The sequence below is a fragment of the Turicibacter sp. HGF1 genome (assembly GCF_000191865.1).
GTDB lineage: Bacteria > Bacillota_I > Bacilli_A > MOL361 > Turicibacteraceae > Turicibacter > Turicibacter sanguinis.
The window spans coordinates 1-18,044 of sequence record NZ_AEXQ01000069.1 but is presented as its reverse complement, the minus strand read 5'-3'; the positions used below and the strand labels follow the sequence as shown (position 1 = coordinate 18,044).

Annotated in this window: 22 protein-coding genes and 1 other annotated feature; of the genes, 21 read left to right on the top strand and 1 reads right to left on the bottom strand. The window is 34.5% G+C overall.

Going from position 1 to position 18,044, the window contains the following annotated elements:
* Positions 1-78 precede the first annotated feature (78 nt).
* The 4 genes from HMPREF9402_RS06705 (at position 79) to radC (ending at position 3,378) form a co-directional block, all read left to right on the top strand.
* Complete coding sequence (locus tag HMPREF9402_RS06705) at positions 79-591, top strand: PASTA domain-containing protein (protein WP_006785468.1); 513 nt, start codon at positions 79-81, stop codon at positions 589-591.
* Between the two features lie 35 nt (positions 592-626).
* Entirely contained in the window at positions 627-1,907 is a 1,281-nt protein-coding gene (locus HMPREF9402_RS06700; RefSeq protein WP_006785469.1) for a bifunctional folylpolyglutamate synthase/dihydrofolate synthase, read from the top strand.
* Between the two features lie 129 nt (positions 1,908-2,036).
* Entirely contained in the window at positions 2,037-2,672 is a 636-nt protein-coding gene (locus tag HMPREF9402_RS06695; protein WP_139058189.1) for a sporulation protein, read from the top strand.
* Positions 2,673-2,706: 34 nt separating this feature from the next.
* Positions 2,707-3,378 (top strand): RadC family protein, encoded by a 672-nt coding sequence (radC, locus tag HMPREF9402_RS06690; RefSeq protein WP_006785471.1) that lies wholly within the window; start codon positions 2,707-2,709, stop codon positions 3,376-3,378.
* A 31-nt stretch (positions 3,379-3,409) separates the two neighbouring features.
* Here the strand turns inward: radC and HMPREF9402_RS06685 are convergent, their stop codons facing one another.
* A complete protein-coding gene (locus HMPREF9402_RS06685) occupies positions 3,410-3,748 on the bottom strand; it encodes a DUF1622 domain-containing protein (RefSeq protein WP_006785472.1) in 339 nt (112 codons plus the stop codon).
* A 308-nt stretch (positions 3,749-4,056) separates the two neighbouring features.
* Between HMPREF9402_RS06685 and HMPREF9402_RS14550 the strand changes: the two genes are divergently transcribed.
* The 17 genes from HMPREF9402_RS14550 to nagB all read left to right on the top strand — a co-directional run bounded on the left by HMPREF9402_RS14550 (position 4,057) and on the right by nagB (position 18,007).
* Positions 4,057-4,215, top strand: a complete 159-nt coding sequence (locus HMPREF9402_RS14550; RefSeq protein ID WP_006785473.1) for a hypothetical protein — start codon at positions 4,057-4,059, stop codon at positions 4,213-4,215.
* Positions 4,216-4,310: 95 nt separating this feature from the next.
* Positions 4,311-4,913, top strand: a complete 603-nt coding sequence (locus tag HMPREF9402_RS06680; RefSeq protein ID WP_009606904.1) for a GNAT family N-acetyltransferase — start codon at positions 4,311-4,313, stop codon at positions 4,911-4,913.
* A 293-nt stretch (positions 4,914-5,206) separates the two neighbouring features.
* Entirely contained in the window at positions 5,207-6,058 is an 852-nt protein-coding gene (mreC, locus tag HMPREF9402_RS06675) for a rod shape-determining protein MreC (RefSeq protein WP_006785475.1), read from the top strand.
* On the top strand, positions 6,051-6,566 hold the full coding sequence (gene mreD, locus HMPREF9402_RS06670) for a rod shape-determining protein MreD (protein WP_006785476.1): 516 nt from the start codon (positions 6,051-6,053) through the stop codon (positions 6,564-6,566). The genes mreC and mreD overlap by 8 nt, the downstream gene beginning before the upstream one ends.
* A gap of 201 nt (positions 6,567-6,767) precedes the next feature.
* Positions 6,768-7,559 (top strand): hypothetical protein, encoded by a 792-nt coding sequence (locus tag HMPREF9402_RS06665; protein ID WP_006785477.1) that lies wholly within the window; start codon positions 6,768-6,770, stop codon positions 7,557-7,559.
* A 20-nt stretch (positions 7,560-7,579) separates the two neighbouring features.
* A complete protein-coding gene (locus tag HMPREF9402_RS06660; RefSeq protein WP_006785478.1) occupies positions 7,580-8,398 on the top strand; it encodes a site-2 protease family protein in 819 nt (272 codons plus the stop codon).
* A gap of 46 nt (positions 8,399-8,444) precedes the next feature.
* The gene (locus HMPREF9402_RS06655) at positions 8,445-8,816 is read left to right on the top strand and encodes a response regulator (protein ID WP_006785479.1); all 372 of its coding nucleotides are present in this window, start codon (positions 8,445-8,447) and stop codon (positions 8,814-8,816) included.
* A 188-nt stretch (positions 8,817-9,004) separates the two neighbouring features.
* Positions 9,005-9,080: a sequence feature (ribosomal protein L21 leader region), on the top strand.
* Positions 9,081-9,098: 18 nt separating this feature from the next.
* Complete coding sequence (gene rplU, locus HMPREF9402_RS06650) at positions 9,099-9,407, top strand: 50S ribosomal protein L21 (RefSeq protein ID WP_006785480.1); 309 nt, start codon at positions 9,099-9,101, stop codon at positions 9,405-9,407.
* A gap of 11 nt (positions 9,408-9,418) precedes the next feature.
* Positions 9,419-9,730, top strand: coding sequence for a ribosomal-processing cysteine protease Prp (locus HMPREF9402_RS06645; protein ID WP_006785481.1), 312 nt, complete (start codon positions 9,419-9,421; stop codon positions 9,728-9,730).
* A gap of 11 nt (positions 9,731-9,741) precedes the next feature.
* Positions 9,742-10,026, top strand: coding sequence for a 50S ribosomal protein L27 (rpmA, locus tag HMPREF9402_RS06640; RefSeq protein ID WP_006785482.1), 285 nt, complete (start codon positions 9,742-9,744; stop codon positions 10,024-10,026).
* Positions 10,027-10,174: 148 nt separating this feature from the next.
* Positions 10,175-11,458 (top strand): GTPase ObgE, encoded by a 1,284-nt coding sequence (gene obgE, locus HMPREF9402_RS06635; protein WP_006785483.1) that lies wholly within the window; start codon positions 10,175-10,177, stop codon positions 11,456-11,458.
* A 537-nt stretch (positions 11,459-11,995) separates the two neighbouring features.
* Positions 11,996-12,931 (top strand): LysM peptidoglycan-binding domain-containing protein, encoded by a 936-nt coding sequence (locus HMPREF9402_RS06630; RefSeq protein ID WP_006785484.1) that lies wholly within the window; start codon positions 11,996-11,998, stop codon positions 12,929-12,931.
* A 269-nt stretch (positions 12,932-13,200) separates the two neighbouring features.
* Positions 13,201-14,130: a dihydrodipicolinate synthase family protein gene (locus HMPREF9402_RS06625; protein ID WP_006785485.1), complete on the top strand. Its 930-nt coding sequence runs from the start codon at positions 13,201-13,203 to the stop codon at positions 14,128-14,130.
* A gap of 100 nt (positions 14,131-14,230) precedes the next feature.
* On the top strand, positions 14,231-15,196 hold the full coding sequence (locus HMPREF9402_RS06620) for an acetylxylan esterase (RefSeq protein WP_009606902.1): 966 nt from the start codon (positions 14,231-14,233) through the stop codon (positions 15,194-15,196).
* A gap of 1 nt (position 15,197) precedes the next feature.
* Complete coding sequence (locus HMPREF9402_RS06615; protein ID WP_009606911.1) at positions 15,198-16,166, top strand: acetylxylan esterase; 969 nt, start codon at positions 15,198-15,200, stop codon at positions 16,164-16,166.
* Positions 16,163-17,101: an ROK family protein gene (locus HMPREF9402_RS06610; protein ID WP_009606912.1), complete on the top strand. Its 939-nt coding sequence runs from the start codon at positions 16,163-16,165 to the stop codon at positions 17,099-17,101. Before HMPREF9402_RS06615 ends, HMPREF9402_RS06610 begins: the two co-directional genes overlap by 4 nt.
* A gap of 129 nt (positions 17,102-17,230) precedes the next feature.
* The gene (gene nagB, locus HMPREF9402_RS06605) at positions 17,231-18,007 is read left to right on the top strand and encodes a glucosamine-6-phosphate deaminase (RefSeq protein WP_006785489.1); all 777 of its coding nucleotides are present in this window, start codon (positions 17,231-17,233) and stop codon (positions 18,005-18,007) included.
* The last annotated feature ends 37 nt before the right edge of the window (positions 18,008-18,044 follow it).

The window sequence follows — 18,044 nt, the reverse complement described above, 5'->3', positions numbered from 1 at the left end:
TAAATCAAAAGAGAGTTATAAATTTAGATAAAATGGGAAAAATAATCTATTATTGGATGGGGAAAGGGTGGTATCAACATGAATGAGTCAAAGAAAAGAAAAAAATATCGTTTAAATGCTAAGTTTTATTGTTGGATTTTTCTTTTTGGGATTATTGGCACATTAATTTTTAATGTTAAATATTCAATTCAATCAAATACACTTCCTAATTTTCATGGGTGGTCAGCCGAAGAAGTGATGGCATATGACAAAGAACACGAAAATATAACAGTGATTTATGAATTAGTTTATTCCTATGATATTTTACAAAATAGGGTCATGGAACAATCCATTAAACCAAGAACTGTCATTGGAAAAGATCCATTGGTCTTAACGGTAACCGTTTCTAAAGGGGCCCCTGTAATGGATGATTTTACGGGGAAAAGCGTGTCAAAGTTAATGGAGTTTGCAAATGAACACGATTTAATTGTAGTGTCGACTGAAGGATCAGATGAAGTGGAAAAAAGAAGTGGTAATCAGGTTATTTCTCAGTCTGTTTTAATGGGAGAGACACTTAAGAAAGGTGAAAAAATCCAAGTGACGCTAAATTAAAACAGCTGATTTTGATGTAATTAGGTGGTGTTGAAATGTTTAGAAATGGAAATGATGTCATTGAATGGGTAAATCAACAATTACGATTTGGAATAAAACCAGGACTTGAACGAATGGAAGCTGCTTTAGCGCGTCTTGGGAATCCCCATTTAAAAATAAGAACCATTCATATTGCAGGAACGAATGGAAAAGGATCAACAGTTACGTATCTTCGTTCGGTATTACAGGATGCAGGGTATCTTGTAGGAACCTTTACGTCTCCCTATATTGAATCATTTAATGAACGTATTTCATTAAATGGTGTTCCGATTAGTGATGATGATTTAGCGTGGTGTGCGAATGTCGTGAAACCGATCGTTGAAGAAATTAATAAAACTGATATTGGACCTTTTACAGAATTTGAATTAATCACACTTATTTCATTTGTTTATTTTAAAAATCAGCCCGTTGATGTCGTGATTTATGAAGTGGGATTAGGAGGTCGTTTGGATGCAACAAATATGATCCAACCACTGGCATGTGGGATTACGAATATCGGCCATGATCATGAAGCGATTTTAGGTGATACTTTACAAAAAATTGCAGTTGAAAAACTGGGGATTGTAAAACATGGTGTTCCTTTGTTTACAACAGAGGATGATGACGATGTGTTAGAAATTTTTAAAGTTACCTGTGAAGGGAAAAATAGCCCATATTTAAATGCCTTAAGTACTTATGCTCCAACAAATATTAAGAATCGACATGAAGGGATTCAATTTGATTGGGTTGATTTACCGAATGTTAAGTTAAATATGAAAGGACTTCATCAGGTTAAAAATGCGACTTTAGCCTATTCTATCTTAAAGTATTTAAAAGAAAAAAGGATTTTTAGCATTTCTGAAGTAAATATATATAGGGGAATGAAAGAAGCTTTTTGGAAAGGTCGCTTTGAATTGATTCATGATGAGCCAGCCATTATTTTAGATGGTGCTCATAATCCTGAGGGAATGAAGAACCTATGTGAAACAGTACAAGAGCTTTATCCAACCAAACGCCATGTATTTATGGTGAGTGTTTTAAAGGATAAAGAGTATAGCGAGATGTTTAAGTATTTAAAAGTAGTAGCGGATGAGGTTCATTTTACAACCTTTGATTATCCACGGGCACAATCGGGAAAAAATCAGTTTGAGAGTTATAGCGGTCTGAATGCAGATTATGACGAAGATTATGAACAATTACTTGAGAAGTTATTAGATCACTTAACGGATGAGAAGTGCCTAATTATTACGGGATCTTTATATTTCATTTCAGAAGTTCGAAAATATTTAATGAAATGAGATTTCAACAATTTTCTTAAGATGATTTTGATATCATGAGACTCATAAACTAATTAGTAAAACTAATCATGGGATGATTTGTACGATTGGATGGGGGATTATGGTTAAAAAAATAAAATGGATCCTAAGATGATTCGAGCTTTTTTGTTGTTGACGTTGATATTTACTGTTTTAGGGTTTTCGTTTGGTAAAATATTAGATGGGATTTTATTGCCAAATTCAAGTGAGGATCAACCAACTGTCTCAGTTGAGACACCTGAAGAGACTAAAGCAACGGGCGAATCAGATGAAACAACTGAAGAAAAGACCTCGATAGAGGTGGCAGTAAATGATGAAAATGCCATTTATATTATGCAGTTAGGTGTTTTTGAAACCTATGATAATCTTCTAACGTTAGCTGGAGATTTACAAAAACTAGGGTATAACTATGGTGTTACTAGAACGGATGGAAAGTATTCTGTATTTTCCCATATCTCAGGAACGAAAGAATCATTAGAAAGTGTTGAACAAGCTTTAAAAAGCCAAAATTTAACGTATTTCATTAAACGATTAGAAATTGAAGGTGGAGATTTACGTTGGGATTATTTTTTACAAGCTGTCAAACAAAATCCATTTGAAATGACAAGTGAGTTTATACAGACGTTTACAGATGATGAGATGCACATCTTTGGTTATTATATGACCTTATCAAATGCTTCCTTTGAGACGCTTGCCAATGAGCGTCAAAAAATGTTACTTGAAATCTATCAATGGTTAACTCAATAAGATTGGAAGTGATTGATTTTAAATGGAGTCCTTTATGATTCGTGATTTACCGTTTGATGAGCGGCCACGAGAACGTTTATTAACTGAGGGGGCAGAGTTTTTATCAAATGCTGAACTTTTAGCCATTTTATTAAGAACGGGGACAAAGAATCAATCAGCTCTTCAAATGGCACAGCTTATTTTAAAGCAAACACAAGGATTGAAGTTTTTAAATGAGATGACCATTGAAGAGCTTATGAATGTAAAGGGAGTAGGCAAAAGCAAAGCGATTCAATTGCTTGCAAGTATTGAACTTGGGAAACGTATTTCTAAAGCGAAATATCAAAAAGTTGATGCTATTTTATCACCTAGTGATTGTGTCGATTATTTAGCAGTTGAAATGAAACATTTGACACAAGAACATTTTGTTGTTTTATTCTTAGATACTAAAAATTATATCATCTCGAAAAAAACAATTTTTATTGGATCATTAAATAAAGCGATTGTTCATCCAAGAGAAGTCTTTAAAGAAGCCATTAAACGTTCTGCGGCTTCGGTGATTTGTGCACATAATCATCCGAGTGGTGATCCTACACCGTCTGAACAAGATATTGGCTTGACTCATCGTTTGTATGAGGCAGGCGAATTAATTGGTATTAAAGTGCTGGATCATTTAATTATCGGTGATGATCAATTTGTAAGTCTTAAAGAAAAAGGTTATTTATAAAATTATAAAAGCTCGCTATTACAGCGAGCTTTTATTCTGTTTTAACGTTGGTTTTAGCATCTTCTTTCATTTCCCATTGGATGACAATCGTCATTAAAACTCTCAATAAAAAGATGGAACCGAGGATAATAAGTTCATTTAAACTTTGGATGAGAACAGTTTTTAATATTTCAGCTGCTAATTTAAATTCTAGCCCTGTTGCCATGGAATTAGCAAATTGATGTTTAACAGGGTAGGCATCTTTTGTGAGAAGTGCTCTAACATAATGATAAAAAGCCCTAAATGATCCAATGGTTATAATTAAGATTCCCATCATTTCTAAAATACTAATAATGATAGGTAATATAGTATCAATTATTGATTCAACCATAAAGTCCCTCTTTTTTATAAGATTATTTTTATTATTCGGAATAATGACAAAGATATACAACTTTTCAAAAAATCAGAAAAATTTGTTATTTGTTAGACGTTTCTAGATATATAGTTTAGAAAACTTTAATAAAGTGGGGGGGCTAGGAGGTATGTGTGGATTTATGGTGTAATGATTTAAAAACAGAAGAGTTTGAAGGAAGTGTTGTCTAGATTTCGTATCGAGGACCTGATTGATGTATGATTGAAAATCGTGTGGGGATGTGAGAGTTTTATTATTTATCGACTATAAGAGTTGAAGATTCAGAGATGCAACCTTTTGAGTTAAATGGCAGTTTAGTTGTTTGCAGTGTAAAAGTCTATGGGGTTGAGGTTGATTATTGGATGTTGAATCAAGCAAGGGAAGGATGTCAGGTTTTGGATCCGATTGCTCGATTTTTAAGTAATTACGGTGATAGTGGAAAATAAATGTAAGAGATAGTTGAAAGGATGTCTAAGTCAAAGGGTTAGATGTTATAATGTAACTAATAAAAATGTAATAGAATGAGATGAGGAATGTATGAATGGTCAAGCATGTAGGAACGTGTGAGTTAGAAACGAAACGGCTGATTTTAAGAAAATTCAAACGGGATGATGCAGTAATGGTTTTTAATAATTGGGCAAGTGATGAGGAAGTGACACGCTATGTGGCTTGGCCTATACATCATCATATCGGGGAAACTACTAAAGTATTGATAGGATGGGAGATGGCTTATCAACATCTAACGACTTATCAATGGGCAATAGTTTTAAAAGAAACACAGGATGTGATTGGGTCGATTTCTTTATTTAATATAGTCAACTTACATCAAAAAGAAGGGGCTGTTTGTGAGTTTGGTTATTGTTTAAGTCGAAAGTATTGGAATCAAGGAATTACGACGGAGGCTTCTTGTGCGATTTTAGCTTTTGCTTTTGAAGTAGTCGGGTTTACGAGAGTGAAGGCTCGTCACGATGTGTTAAATGTGGCATCAGGCCGCGTGATGCAAAAGCTTGGTATGACATATGATCGTTTGTTGAAAAACGCCTGTCAAAATAGTAGACGACAATGGATTGATTGTAAGGTTTATCAAATTCAGAAAGAGGAGTTTTTTAAGTCCTTTCAATCAAATATAAAAGGTGGAATGTAAGATTCCACTTTTTATGTGTTTTTGTCTGGTCATTCAGTGTTATTGAGATGATCGGATTCGAATTAAGGATGAGATGACGAAATTTGAGTTAAACTAAATAAGAATATTTCATGTCAGATAGGAAAAAAATACTGTTCTTTTTGGAATATTGTAACTCTTTTTCTTTTAGATAGTGTAAAAAGTGTGTAAACTTTCCACAGTTAAATCTATCTGTTCAAATGGGGTTGTGTATAACATATCAATTCTATATAATTAGCAGTATATATTATTGTTTAAGTTTAGGATGTGTTCGAATGAAGGGTGTTAACCATTTAAAAGTTTTTGGAATTATCGTTTTAATTTTTATGACCTTAATCACGGTGGGGTATACGATGCATAATGAAACGCTTAATCCACTTCCTGAACGTGTGATTAAAGATGGAATGTCAGTGGTTCAGACTGGGTATACAGGGATTGTGGAAGGCTTTAAGCGGTTTGTGACGAATGTGAATGATTTATTTCATACGTATGAGGAAAATAAGTTATTAAAACAGCAGCTTTATAATTATGAGTCTTTAAACGTTTATACGAATCAGTTAGAAGAGCAGTTGGCTTCTTTAGAGGAAACATTAGAGACAGGGTTGTCACTGACCAGCTATGATACGATTAATGCCACAACCGTGATGCGGAATGTTGATCAATGGCATGACTTTATGGTGATTAATAAAGGGAAAAAAGATGGAATTGAGACGGATATGGCTGTTTTATCAAAAGAGGGGTTCTTAATCGGTAAAGTGATTACAGTCAACGAAGTTTCATCAAAAGTTAAATTAATTAAAAATCAAGATTTCGGTAGTAAGGTGTCAGCTTTAATTGATGGGAAAGAAAATTCAATCGGAACGGTTGAAGGTTATGATTACATGAATGATGAGTTAGTGATGACACAGGTTTCAAAAGATGTATTGGTAGAGCCTGGGGATGTGGTCATTACAAGTGGACTTGGAGGTGTTTATCCGCGTGCTTTATTAATTGGCTATGTGGATCGTGCTGAAGTTAGTAAAGATGGCTTGACACAGACGCTTTATTTAAAAGGGGAGAAAAACTATAATAATATGGATTATGTCATTGTTGTAAAACGTGAGGCGGTGGTTCCGAATAATGGTTAGAGTCATTGTTTTATTTATTACCTGCTTTGTTATGGATAATTTGTTAGTTAGTTTTTTACCAATTCAACCGATGTTTGGTTCTTATAGTGCAATTCCTAATGTGTTTTTAATGTGTTTATGCTTCTTTACGTTTTATGATCGTGGAAATAAGGCATTAGTATTTGCGATTATTTTCGGTATTTTATATGATATTTGTTATGCGGATTTGTTTGGAATCTATACGTGTTTGTTCCCGATTATTACGTTCTTACTTCAACGCTTTGTTTCAAATAGTATGCCAGTCAATATTTTATCGATGCTTGCTTTATTCTCAATTGTCATTGTGATTGAAGAATGGGCGGTTTATTTTTTAGTTAATACGATGATGGTAACGAATGTTAGTGGTTATGCCTTCGTAAAATTAATTTTATTTCCAACCTTATTATTTAACTCACTTGTTGTTTTAGTCTTGTATCCCATTTTGAAAAGTCAGTTTGGAAGATATCAAAAACAACTTGAACATATGTAAAAGCATCTCTTAAGAGATGCTTTTTGTTTTATAAAGTAAAGATGACACATTTATAAATGCATTGAGATAATCTAAATAATTTTTATTTAAAATAAGTTTTGAATTTCTCCTCAAATGGTCTAAATGCTTAATTTCCTTCATATGATGAAAGTGAAATATCAGGCTATGAGTTGTAAATGATGTTGTTAGGGGGAATAAATCGTGGCTGATCCTAGAAAGAGAAAAAGCACATACCGGTCTAATTATCAAGGATATCGACCAACACATTCAAATTATTATGCAAAGTATCGAAATAAAAAACAGCAAGATGAGACTAGCCAGATGGTGGGGCGTTTTAGCATGCAGGCAACAGTTTGCTTATGTATTTTGATGGGGGTTTTAATTCTTCAAAAGTTACCACAAACTCCGGCTTATCAAAGTGTAAAGACGATTTTACTGAGTGAGATGCCTTTTTTGAAGTATAAAAATCAATACGAGAAGTTTTTAACTAATATGTTTCCATTTGAATTTAATTTACCAACTCAAGAGAATGACACCACAACAGTTAGTGGAATTATTGGAACAACGGAGAGTGACGTGGGAGTTGAATCTGAAGGGACAGAACAAATGATTGATGTGGCGGAGTACTTAACTAAGATTAATGAAAACATGGTGTTACGTGATTTCCATCACGGTGTCATTGTCAAAACTGAAATCGGAGAAAGTATTCCAAATTTAGTGCCTGGAATTGTGATTCATGTCGGGATTGATCCAGATATCAGTAATTATATGAGTATTGAATTAGATAATGATATGATTTTAACCGTTGGTTTTTTAGAAAAACGAAGTGTGAGTTTGTATGAACATGTTAAACAAGGAGAGTCATTAGGTGTTGGTTCAGTGATTGGAGAACCTGGAACAGAGTTAGGGGATTATGCTTATTTCTATTTGCAATTAGAAAAAGATGGGGAGTACTTAGATGTTAGTGATTTTTTAAATAGCCTAATGAACTAGATGAAATGGAGGGCTTAAGGTTGCATAAGAATAAGATTAAGTTTGAGCCATCTTATTATATCGTGACGTTACTAGCTATCTTAACTGGATATTTTAATCAATATATTGTGTTTGCAATTAGTATTTTGTTGCATGAATGTGGTCATCTCCTGATGGCCTCTTTTTTCAAATGGGAATTAGATGAGCTAAAGTTTTTTGCATTTGGTGGACAGATGCGATTTAAGGGAGAGTTGAATAAGGCGAATAAAGAAGATTTATTGATCAGTAGTGCAGGCGTCATGGTTAATCTCATGTTACTATCCATTTTTCTTTATTTTGCACAACTAGAGGTGAGTGGAATTCAATTAAAATGGATAAACTCATTTATATGGGCGCAATGTTTTATTATCGTATTTAATCTAATTCCATTACCGCCACTTGATGGAAGTCGAATACTTGGAGATATCTTGTCATGTTTTTTTCCGTATCGATACTCTTTAAGAATAATTTGTTACTTTAATATTGTGTTTATCAGTTTTATTGTATTACTTACAATTTTATACGATTTTCGACAATTCTATTTAATCCTAGGTTTTTTGTTTTATTCGACTGTAAAGTTTAATCAAAATGCTCAGTATTTATTTCAACGATTTTTACTACATAAGAAAATGTATAGAAATGTTGATTTACCAAGAAAAATCACGATTCTTTGTGATGATTCCTGGGAGGATAAAATTTATCGAGGGTATTTAAACATGTTTCAGTTTAATGAAAGGTTTCATGACGAGCTAACTTGGTTACAGTTGAAATTTAGGGAAAATAATAAGGTAATTATTGACGTTAAAATTAAAAGTGATTAAAATGATAACTGTCACTTTTTTAAGTAACTATGGAGGCGGAGTTTAAATGGAAATGATGGAACATGATTTTTCCGTTTTAGTAGTAGATGATAATGAAATTAATCTCATGCTAATGGAAGATATTTTAGAAGTAATAGATGTGAAGCATGTTAAAACGGTTGACAGTGGTGAAGGAGCCATTGATGAAATAAAACAAAATCCTAATTACGATGTCGTGGTCATGGATATTTGTATGCCAGTAATTGACGGCTATGAAGCCTCAAAAAGAATTCGTCAGCTCGGGTATTCAGGTCGCATTATTGCATTAACGGCCAATGGTTTATCAAAAGATGATCCGAAATTTTTGGAAGCTGAGATGGATGATATTTTACTAAAACCTGTTGATTTGAATTTAATTAAAAAAGTCTTATGTGCGTAAAAAAACATAAGGCTTTTTGTTTTAAGAGTGAAAAATAAACCAAAATAAAATGAATAGATTATCTCATAGATTAGTTCAGTGAATGTCAAATTGAATAGATAAACGTAAAAAAAGGTAGACATAACCACTTATAAATCGTTGACGAATAGGATTCACTTTGATATAATGAATCATGTTGTTAGCACCTTAGGGTACTACAACCGCTCGGACAAGGTTTCAAATATGAAACTTCATATGCCTTTGATGGCGAGTCTTAGTTAAATTTTAAGGAGGTGCAGGTAAATGTACGCTATTATTAAAACTGGTGGTAAACAATTAAAAGTTGAAGTAGGTCAAGCAATCTACATTGAAAAATTAAATGTTGCTGAAGGTGAAGTTGTAACTTTCGACGAGGTATTATTCGTTGGAGGAGAAAACACAAAAGTTGGTGCTCCTTTAGTAGAAGGTGCAACTGTAACTGCTAAGGTTGAGAAACATGGTAAAGGTGAAAAAATTATCGTGTTCAAATACAAACCAAAAAAAGGTTACAAAAAGAAACAAGGTCACCGTCAACCATACACTAAAGTTGTTATCGAAGCAATCAACGCTTAATTAGTTGACACATGATTACAGCCAATTTTAACTATAAAAACAATAAAGTAGAGTCATTTGAGATTAGCGGCCATGCCTTTGCAGGTGAACCAGGTGAAGACTTAGTCTGCGCTGCGGTGAGTGCTGTTTCGATTGGCTTAACCAATTCCATTATCAGCTTAGATGAATCAGAACTTACAATTAAAATGGAAGATGGTTATTTATTCGTTGAAAATATTCCATCAACTGATGCGGCTCAAACGCTGATGTTTGGAATGTTGACTTCTTTGAATACGATTGAAGAAGATCATTTTAAATATTTAACAGTAATAGAAAACAAATAGGAGGTGGAAACATGTTAAAATTAAATTTACAATTATTCGCATCTAAAAAAGGTGTTGGTTCTACAAAGAATGGTCGTGACTCTGAGTCAAAACGTTTAGGAGCTAAATTAGCTGATGGACAATTTGCTACTGCAGGATCAATCATCTACCGTCAACGTGGAACTCGTATTTATCCAGGTGTAAACGTAGGTATGGGTGTAGATCACACTTTATTCTGCAAAATCGATGGTGTTGTTAAATTCGAGCGTTTAGGACGCGACAAAAAACAAGTTTCTGTTTACCCAGCAGCTAACTAATTGATTGAATAATTCCCCTAATCATCAGATTAGGGGTTTATTTTTATGTAGATTTCTTTGTATGAGAAAGACTAAATCAATTGATAATATAAATAGATAATCAAATTGATGAAGCTTTTGCTTCGCAAAATAGAATTGAGGGATTGCCTTGTTTATAGATCAAGTCAAAATTAAAGTGACGGCAGGTGATGGAGGAAATGGTGCTGTTGCCTTCCGTCGCGAAAAATATATCGCCAATGGTGGACCTGCAGGTGGAGATGGAGGAAACGGTGGAAGTGTCGTTTTCGTCGCAGATGAAGGATTATCAACGTTACTCGATCTTCGCTATAACCGAGTTTTAGCCGCTAAGAATGGTGAAAATGGAATGGCAAAAAGTTGCCATGGTAAAAATTCAGACGATTTAATTGTTAAAGTTCCTGTTGGAACAATCGTTTATGATACGAGCACAAATTTAATTATTGCTGATTTAACTGAAAATGGACAACGTGCTGTTATTGCAAAAGGTGGACGCGGAGGACGTGGAAATATTCATTTTGCTACACCAAGAAATACAGCGCCAGAACTTGCTGAAAATGGTGAGTTAGGACAAAAACGCGAAATTCGTGTTGAATTAAAAGTTTTAGCTGATGTTGGATTAGTTGGATTCCCGAGTGTCGGAAAATCAACTTTAATTTCTGTTGTTTCAGCTTGTAAACCAAAAATCGCTGCTTATCACTTCACAACATTAGTGCCAAATTTAGGTGTTGTTGGAGTTCCGGATGGTCGTTCATTCGTTATGGCTGATTTACCGGGATTAATTGAGGGAGCGGCAAGTGGAGCTGGACTTGGTCATCAATTCTTACGACATATTGAACGTACACGTGTTATTTTACATGTTATTGATATGTCAGGAATGGAAGGCCGAGATCCTTATGAAGATTATGTAACGATTAATAACGAATTAGGACAATATCGTTATAAACTTCTTGAACGCCCACAAATTATTGTGGCGAATAAAATGGATAATCCGGATGCAGAAGAAAACTTACGTATCTTTAAAGAGAAAGTAGGAGACGATGTTACAATCGTTGAGATTTCTGCTGCAACACGTCAAGGAATTGACCAATTATTATACAAAACAGCTGATTTATTAGAAACAACTCCACAATTCCCATTATATGATGAAGAAGAAGTGGAACAATCAGTTATGTATAAGTTTGCTCCTGAAGAAGCTAAATTCCATATCACTCGTGGAGATGATGGAGTTTATGTGGTAACTGGAGCCCATATTGAAAAAATCTTCCATCAAACAGACTTTAATCGTGAAGCATCTGTTATGCGATTTGCACGTCAATTACGTCATGCTGGAGTTGATCAAGCATTACGTGATCTTGGGGTACAAGATGGAGATCTTGTTCGTATTCTTAACTTTGAATTTGAATTCAAAGACTAATCCTATTTCAAAAAACCATGTTACATGTCGTAATATGGTTTTTTTGTTTTATGCGTTACTTTAAAGCCAACATGGTACAGCATGAATATGTCAATTCATCTCATTCTTTTATTGTTTTTAAATTAACAATAATAAATAAAATATTTACTCTAAATTCATAATCAAAATGGGACGGTATTGGTTTAAAGAGCGCCAGATTAAATAAAAAAATTTTTATTTGTAATGGATTAGCATTGACTATACGTCTAGATTTGTAATGGTGTGAAACTGTTATTAAATGACTCTAGCAACGCAGAGATTTTTCTTCTTGATAGGCCAGTCTTTCTTGCAGGATATTTTCTAGAGTAATCGAAGATAGATTTTATTTTTAAAAATAGGTCTAGCTTCTAAAAGACCTAACCCTTGAGAAGAATTACATCATTTAAAAATCTTTATCTTTAGATAATAGAATCTTTTTCTCATGAAATACGAAGTTATATTCAAGAAATGGTTAACATATATTGTAAAGAGAAAATTGTAGAGAGGAGAATCGGACTTATGAAAATCCATATCGTGCAACGAAATGACACATTTGATTCTATTGCAGAAAAATACAATGTTAGTGTCCAGGATTTGATAGGGATGAATACACATATTAATCATTTAACTCCACTCGTACCCGGATTAAAAGTTAAAGTGCCATCACCAGTCAGAAAAGATGAGCCAAATGTAGCACAAAACATTCAAAAGTATTATCCTAATTTAGATAAGGAGAGTATTAATTTACAAACTGCAACAACTACAGAGCCTGTTGTTGTCAACACAACCCCAACAAAAAAAGTAACAGTAACAGAGAGTCATATGCTTTCTGAAACACCGACAACGACGACAACGACTACGCAAACGGTAACCCAAAAACCAGTTGAAAATATGACTTCTTTAGTGACAGAGACGCCAGTCACAGTGAGTACCCATCAAGAAATGACTACTGTCCCACTTGTTCAAACCAAAACCGAAGAAGCCGTAACTATTCCACTTAAACAGGTTCAAACCAAAACCGAGGCAGTAAAAGCGCCTAATGAGGGTGTAAAAATTGCAAGTACTCAACAAACAATGGAGGAATATCTAGTTAATATGAATAAATCATATTATCAAGGTGCTCCGTCTTATACGACAACAAATTATCAAGTTCCTAATGTTCCTCAGATGACCTTCCCATATGCAGGTGTTCCATATCCACCAATGCCAAGTCCTTATTCGATTCCTTATCCACCAGTATGTGGAATGACAAGAGGACCAGAAGATGAACGCTTTTTTATGGGTGGATTTGGTTATCCATTTTACGGAGGTTTTGGATGGGGAGGCTATCCATTTTACGGAGGATATGGATGGGGGTATCCATATTATGGCGGTTATGGATGGGGCCGTCCTAATTACGGATGGGGATATGGACACAGAGCACCATCTTGTGGCTCATCTTATCCTTACTATTAAAACTAAGTTAATCCCATTTCCTAAAAAGGAGTCTATTTCAAAAGAGATAGACTCCTTTTTAATCTATATTAAAACGATATGGATAAAGTCACACTTCATATTCACTTTTTTTTGAACTCTACTTTATCCCGCCGGTAAGCGTTTACTAATAGTAGTTTTAGTGTTAAGATAACAATGAAATTGGAGGAAAACTCCATTTTAAAAGAAGTGTTTGAAAAATATTTTTATAATCGATTCAAAAGCTACTTAGGCGGAGGGGACTTAAAAAGATGAGTAAATTTAGTATTCAAGACTTTAAAGGGGTTGTACCAGCATTATTAACGGTATTTGACAAAGACGAAAATATTGATGAGATGGGAATGAGGCAGTTAGTTTCCTTTTTACTTGATAAAGGGGTAAATGGATTATATTTAACTGGTTCAACAGGTGAAGGATTTACCATGTCATCTATTGAGAGAATGCGTGTTGTTGAAATTGTCATGGATGAGGTAGCAGGGCGCGTTCCAGTCGTTGTTCATGTTGGAGCTATTGGAACTAAATTATCAATTGAATTGGCACAACATGCTGAAAGAGCTGGAGCAGATGGAATTTCAAGTGTCCCACCATTTTATTGGCGATTTAATGAGGATCAAATTGTAAAATACTATGAAGATATTGCCAATGCAACCTCTCTTCCAATGATTGTTTATAACGTACCGCTTGTTGGATTACTTGGGATGAATGCTATTAAACGATTAGCTCAAATTGAAAATGTTAAAGGAATTAAATACACAGCCTTATCTTTATATGAAATTACTCAAATAAAAGATGAAATTGGAGAAGATTTCTTGGTTTACTCCGGAGCAGATGAAATGGCCATGGCTGGACTATTAGCTGGAGCAGATGGAATTGTTGGATCATTTTACAATGTGATGCCAGAATTATTTATTAATATTTACAATGCGGTCCAGAATAAGGAATTGGACGAGGCAAAGCGTCTACAAAAAGAAGCAGTCGAAATTATTATGTATGCTTTAAGTTATCCATCGTTCTATGCTTTAATGAAAGTGATGCTTAAATGGATGGGAATTAATGCAGGGTACTGCCGTCGTCCATTTGAAAATGTAACACCTGAAAATGAAGCCATTTATAAAGAAGGATTCAAGGTATTAAAAGAAAAATACGAAATTCATGATGTTGAATTTTTAAAGCATCTTTAAGAGATAAATTGATCTGCACACAAATTTAAATAAAGATAACACCCGTCAAAGTAGCGGGTGTTATTTTAAAATAAATCCTAGTTTAAAAGGAGAGACGCGGATGCCAATGGTTGATATGCCTTTAAAGCAGCTTGAAATCTACGACGGAACGAATCCGATTCCACAAGATTTTGATGATTTTTGGAATGAAAGAATTTTAGAAGTATTAAATGTTTCGTTAAACTATGAAATGAATCCATATGAAATTTATCAGTTTGAGACTTGTGAATATTATGAGATATCGTTTATCGGAATACGTGGGGGTAAAAGATATGCGAAATATATAAAGCCCAAATCGTCCAAAAATGTTCCACTCATTCTTCAGTTTCATGGCTATCCTGGAGCGAGTCGAAGTTGGTTTGAGCAAACCTCTTTCGTTGGGATAGGATGCGCCGTAATTGCAATGGATTGTCCGGGTCAAGGAGGTAAAAGTGAGGATTTATCCAAACGAATTGGAACGACGGTATCTGGTCATATTGTAGCAGGATTAGATGGGGATCCTAAACAAATGTATTATGTTGAGTTAGCTCAGGATATCTGTCTTCTTTGTCGCATTGTTGAACAGTTAGAAGGGATTGATCACACACGAATTTTTGCTAATGGAGCCAGTCAAGGAGGTGGATTAGCTCTTATTTGTACGGCATTAAATCCAATGATAAAACGATGTGCTACACTGTATCCATTCTTATCTGACTATGAACGTGTGTGGGAAATGGATTTGGATCAGATAGCCTATGAGGGACTTCGCTATTACTTTAAGTGGTTCGATCCATTACATGAACGAAAAGAAGAAATATTTACAAAACTCGGATATATTGATGCTCAGCATTTCGCTCATCGAATTCAGGTACCTGTGTTATTAGGAACAGGATTGATGGATCAGATATGTCCGCCTAGTACGCAGTTTGCTGTTTTTAATCATTTGAATGGACCGAAAAAACACGTCATCTTTCCTGATTATAAACATGAAGAAATTGGAATTTTTGATAATTTGTTAATTGATTTTTTTCTAGAGGGGAGTGATTAAGATGCCAATGATGGATATGCCTATACAGGAACTTAATTGTTATTTAGGAAAAGGAAATTATCCCTCGGATTTTATTGACTATTGGAATCGACAAATAGCGCGACTAAATGAGAGAGACTTAGAGTATGAATTGGTAAAAAAAGAGTTCTTAAATGAGTGTGCTGACTATTATGAGTTATATTTTAAGGGAATTGATGGTGCAAGAATTCATGCGAAATATATTTGTCCAAAGAATCGCCAAAATGTACCGCTTATCCTTCAATTTCATGATTATAAGCAAAGTAGTAAGAGTTGGTATCATCTAACGCGCTATATTGGCATTGGTTATGCCGTGTTAGCAATGGATTGTCGAGGACAAGGCGGAATGAGTGAAGATTTGGGAGGTGTTTTAGGAACAACTGTCTGTGGTCATTTAATGATAGGCATTGATGATGAACTGGATCAAATGTATTATCGAAAAGTTTATTTAGATGCCTATTTATTATCAAAAATTGGATCACAATTACCTCAAATTGATACCCAAAAAATAGTCTCTTATGGACAAGGACAAGGTGGAGCACTTGCGATTGTTGTGGCCGCAATGAATAAAGAAATTAACAAATGTGTGGCTAAAGATCCTTTTTTAGCTGACTTTAAACGAGTATGGGAAATGGATTTAGATTCATTAATGTATGAAGGACTTCGTTATTATTTTAGATGGTTTGATCCACTTCATGAGCGTGAGGATGAGGTGTTTTCAAGACTTGGGTATTTAGATGTGGTCCATTTTGCGAAGCAATTAAACTGTAAATTTTTACTTGGAACAGGTTTGCTTGATTCATCTTGTCCACCAAGTACGCAGTATGCTATTTTCAATCAGGCAATGTGTAATAAGATGCACTTAGTATTTGCAAAGTTTGATCATGAACTTTGCAATCGATTTGAAGATGAAGTTTTAAGATTTATTCAATTTGAGGAGGGGTGTGTATGAAATATTTAGGCGTTGATATTGGTGGGACGGCTGTTAAGTTAGGGATTGTTGATAAAACGGGAGAGATTATTTCAACGTATAGTAAAGGTGTTGCAGTTGATGCTTATGAGACCCCTATTATTGAAACAGTTAAGGTAGCAATTGATGAGTTTTTTGAAAAAGAGCAGGTAGAGTTGGCAGATTTTTTAGGGATTGGAGTATCAGCAACAGGACAAATCGATTATCGAAGTGGGTGTGTCATTGGTGTTGGGGGAAATATTAAAAATTGGTGTCATACAAATATTAAAGAGGAATTAGAGCTTAAATATGGATTGAAAACGACCGTTTTAAATGATGCGAACTGTATGATTATCGGTGAGAAGTGGTTAGGGCGTGCGAAAGGTTACGAGCATGTCATCGGAATAACCATTGGAACAGGAGTTGGAGGTGGAATCCTAGTGAATGGCGAGATTTTGCAAGGGACTACTGGAATTGGGGGTGAGTTAGGGCATTTTTCGATTGATTCTCATGGTGTGAAATGTCGTTGTGGAAATATAGGGTGCTATGAAAATTATGCATCGATGACGGCGTTAGTTAACAAAGTTTTAGAGGGGTATGATGAGTTAGATTTACCTGTTTCAAGGGATGAGGTAAATGGACGTGTTATTTTTGAGGCGTTAGAAGCGGGGAATGAAAAAGTAGCTGATATGGTAGAAGAATGGATTCTTATGATTGCAAAAGGACTTGTGAGTTTGGTTCATTTATTTAATCCTGAAATTATTGTGATTGGTGGCGGTGTTTGCACGCAAGAAGAGCGATTTATTAAGCCTATTAGAGAGTATGTCTTATCTCATGCAATGGAACAGTTCAAAAAAGAATTGAAAGTTGAATCGGCCATGCTTTTTAATAATGCCGGTTTAGTTGGTGCAGTTTATTATCATATTCATCATATTTAATGAAAGGCCAGTTAGGCCTTTTTAAAAAAAATCAAAAACTTGTATAGACAGGACTTGTATAGACAGGTATAATGTAGGTAAGGAAGATAATCAAGAATTTGAGAAGATTTTGATTAAGGAGGAATAAGGATGAAAATTATTAAAGTTAAATCTGTAGAAGCAATGGGACAGGCTGCTCTTTCGGAAGTCTTAAAGGTTGTAAAAACAAAAGAAAATCCTGTTTTAGGTTTAGCAACTGGAAGTAGCCCGATTGGATTATATCAGGCGATGATTGAAGATCATAAAAAAAATAAGACGTCGTATCAACATGTTAAAACGATTAATTTAGACGAATATGTTGGGATTGATGCAACACATTCTCAAAGTTATGCGACATTTATGAAAGAACAGTTATTTAATCATATTGATATTGATTTAAATAATGTTAATATTCCATCAGGAGATTGTTTGAATCCGCAGGATGAATGTTTACGATATGATGAAGTGATTCGTCAAAATAAAGTAGATCTTCAAATTTTAGGTATTGGTTCAAATGGGCATATTGGATTTAATGAGCCTGGAACACCATTTAATGCAACGACTCATGTTGTAACATTAGATGAGCAAACTCGTCTTGATAATGCGAGATTTTTTGAGTCATTAGATGAGGTACCAAAATATGCAGTGACGATGGGGATTCGCTCCATTTTACAAGCGAATCAAATTGTGTTAATCGCACTTGGAAAAAATAAAGCGAAAGCAGTTGCACATATGGTAGGGGGAAGTGTGACAACGGATTGTCCAGCTTCAATCTTACAAGTGCATCCCAATGTCATTTTAATTGCAGATGAGGAAGCTTTATCTGAAGTTAAGTTGGATACAAAAAAGTTAAATATTCAATTGGCTTCAACAGCTGTTGCAGAATAAAAAAAGTCAAAAAAACAGATGGTCATCAAACCATCTG

Bases quoted from the DNA above. Each gene is read 5' to 3' on its own strand.
- HMPREF9402_RS06620 (WP_009606902.1), top strand. From the start codon at position 14,231: ATGCCAATGGTTGATATGCCTTTAAAGCAGCTTGAAATCTACGACGGA.
- HMPREF9402_RS06630 (WP_006785484.1), top strand. From the start codon at position 11,996: ATGAAAATCCATATCGTGCAACGAAATGACACATTTGATTCTATTGCA.
- HMPREF9402_RS06700 (WP_006785469.1), top strand. From the start codon at position 627: ATGTTTAGAAATGGAAATGATGTCATTGAATGGGTAAATCAACAATTA.
- HMPREF9402_RS06625 (WP_006785485.1), top strand. From the start codon at position 13,201: ATGAGTAAATTTAGTATTCAAGACTTTAAAGGGGTTGTACCAGCATTA.
- HMPREF9402_RS06655 (WP_006785479.1), top strand. From the start codon at position 8,445: ATGGAAATGATGGAACATGATTTTTCCGTTTTAGTAGTAGATGATAAT.
- HMPREF9402_RS06610 (WP_009606912.1), top strand. From the start codon at position 16,163: ATGAAATATTTAGGCGTTGATATTGGTGGGACGGCTGTTAAGTTAGGG.
- HMPREF9402_RS06615 (WP_009606911.1), top strand. From the start codon at position 15,198: ATGCCAATGATGGATATGCCTATACAGGAACTTAATTGTTATTTAGGA.
- HMPREF9402_RS14550 (WP_006785473.1), top strand. From the start codon at position 4,057: ATGCAACCTTTTGAGTTAAATGGCAGTTTAGTTGTTTGCAGTGTAAAA.
- rpmA (WP_006785482.1), top strand. From the start codon at position 9,742: ATGTTAAAATTAAATTTACAATTATTCGCATCTAAAAAAGGTGTTGGT.
- HMPREF9402_RS06680 (WP_009606904.1), top strand. From the start codon at position 4,311: ATGGTCAAGCATGTAGGAACGTGTGAGTTAGAAACGAAACGGCTGATT.
- HMPREF9402_RS06685 (WP_006785472.1), bottom strand. From the start codon at position 3,748: ATGGTTGAATCAATAATTGATACTATATTACCTATCATTATTAGTATT.
- HMPREF9402_RS06705 (WP_006785468.1), top strand. From the start codon at position 79: ATGAATGAGTCAAAGAAAAGAAAAAAATATCGTTTAAATGCTAAGTTT.
- HMPREF9402_RS06645 (WP_006785481.1), top strand. From the start codon at position 9,419: ATGATTACAGCCAATTTTAACTATAAAAACAATAAAGTAGAGTCATTT.
- nagB (WP_006785489.1), top strand. From the start codon at position 17,231: ATGAAAATTATTAAAGTTAAATCTGTAGAAGCAATGGGACAGGCTGCT.
- mreD (WP_006785476.1), top strand. From the start codon at position 6,051: ATGGTTAGAGTCATTGTTTTATTTATTACCTGCTTTGTTATGGATAAT.
- mreC (WP_006785475.1), top strand. From the start codon at position 5,207: ATGAAGGGTGTTAACCATTTAAAAGTTTTTGGAATTATCGTTTTAATT.
- HMPREF9402_RS06695 (WP_139058189.1), top strand. From the start codon at position 2,037: ATGATTCGAGCTTTTTTGTTGTTGACGTTGATATTTACTGTTTTAGGG.
- radC (WP_006785471.1), top strand. From the start codon at position 2,707: ATGATTCGTGATTTACCGTTTGATGAGCGGCCACGAGAACGTTTATTA.
- rplU (WP_006785480.1), top strand. From the start codon at position 9,099: ATGTACGCTATTATTAAAACTGGTGGTAAACAATTAAAAGTTGAAGTA.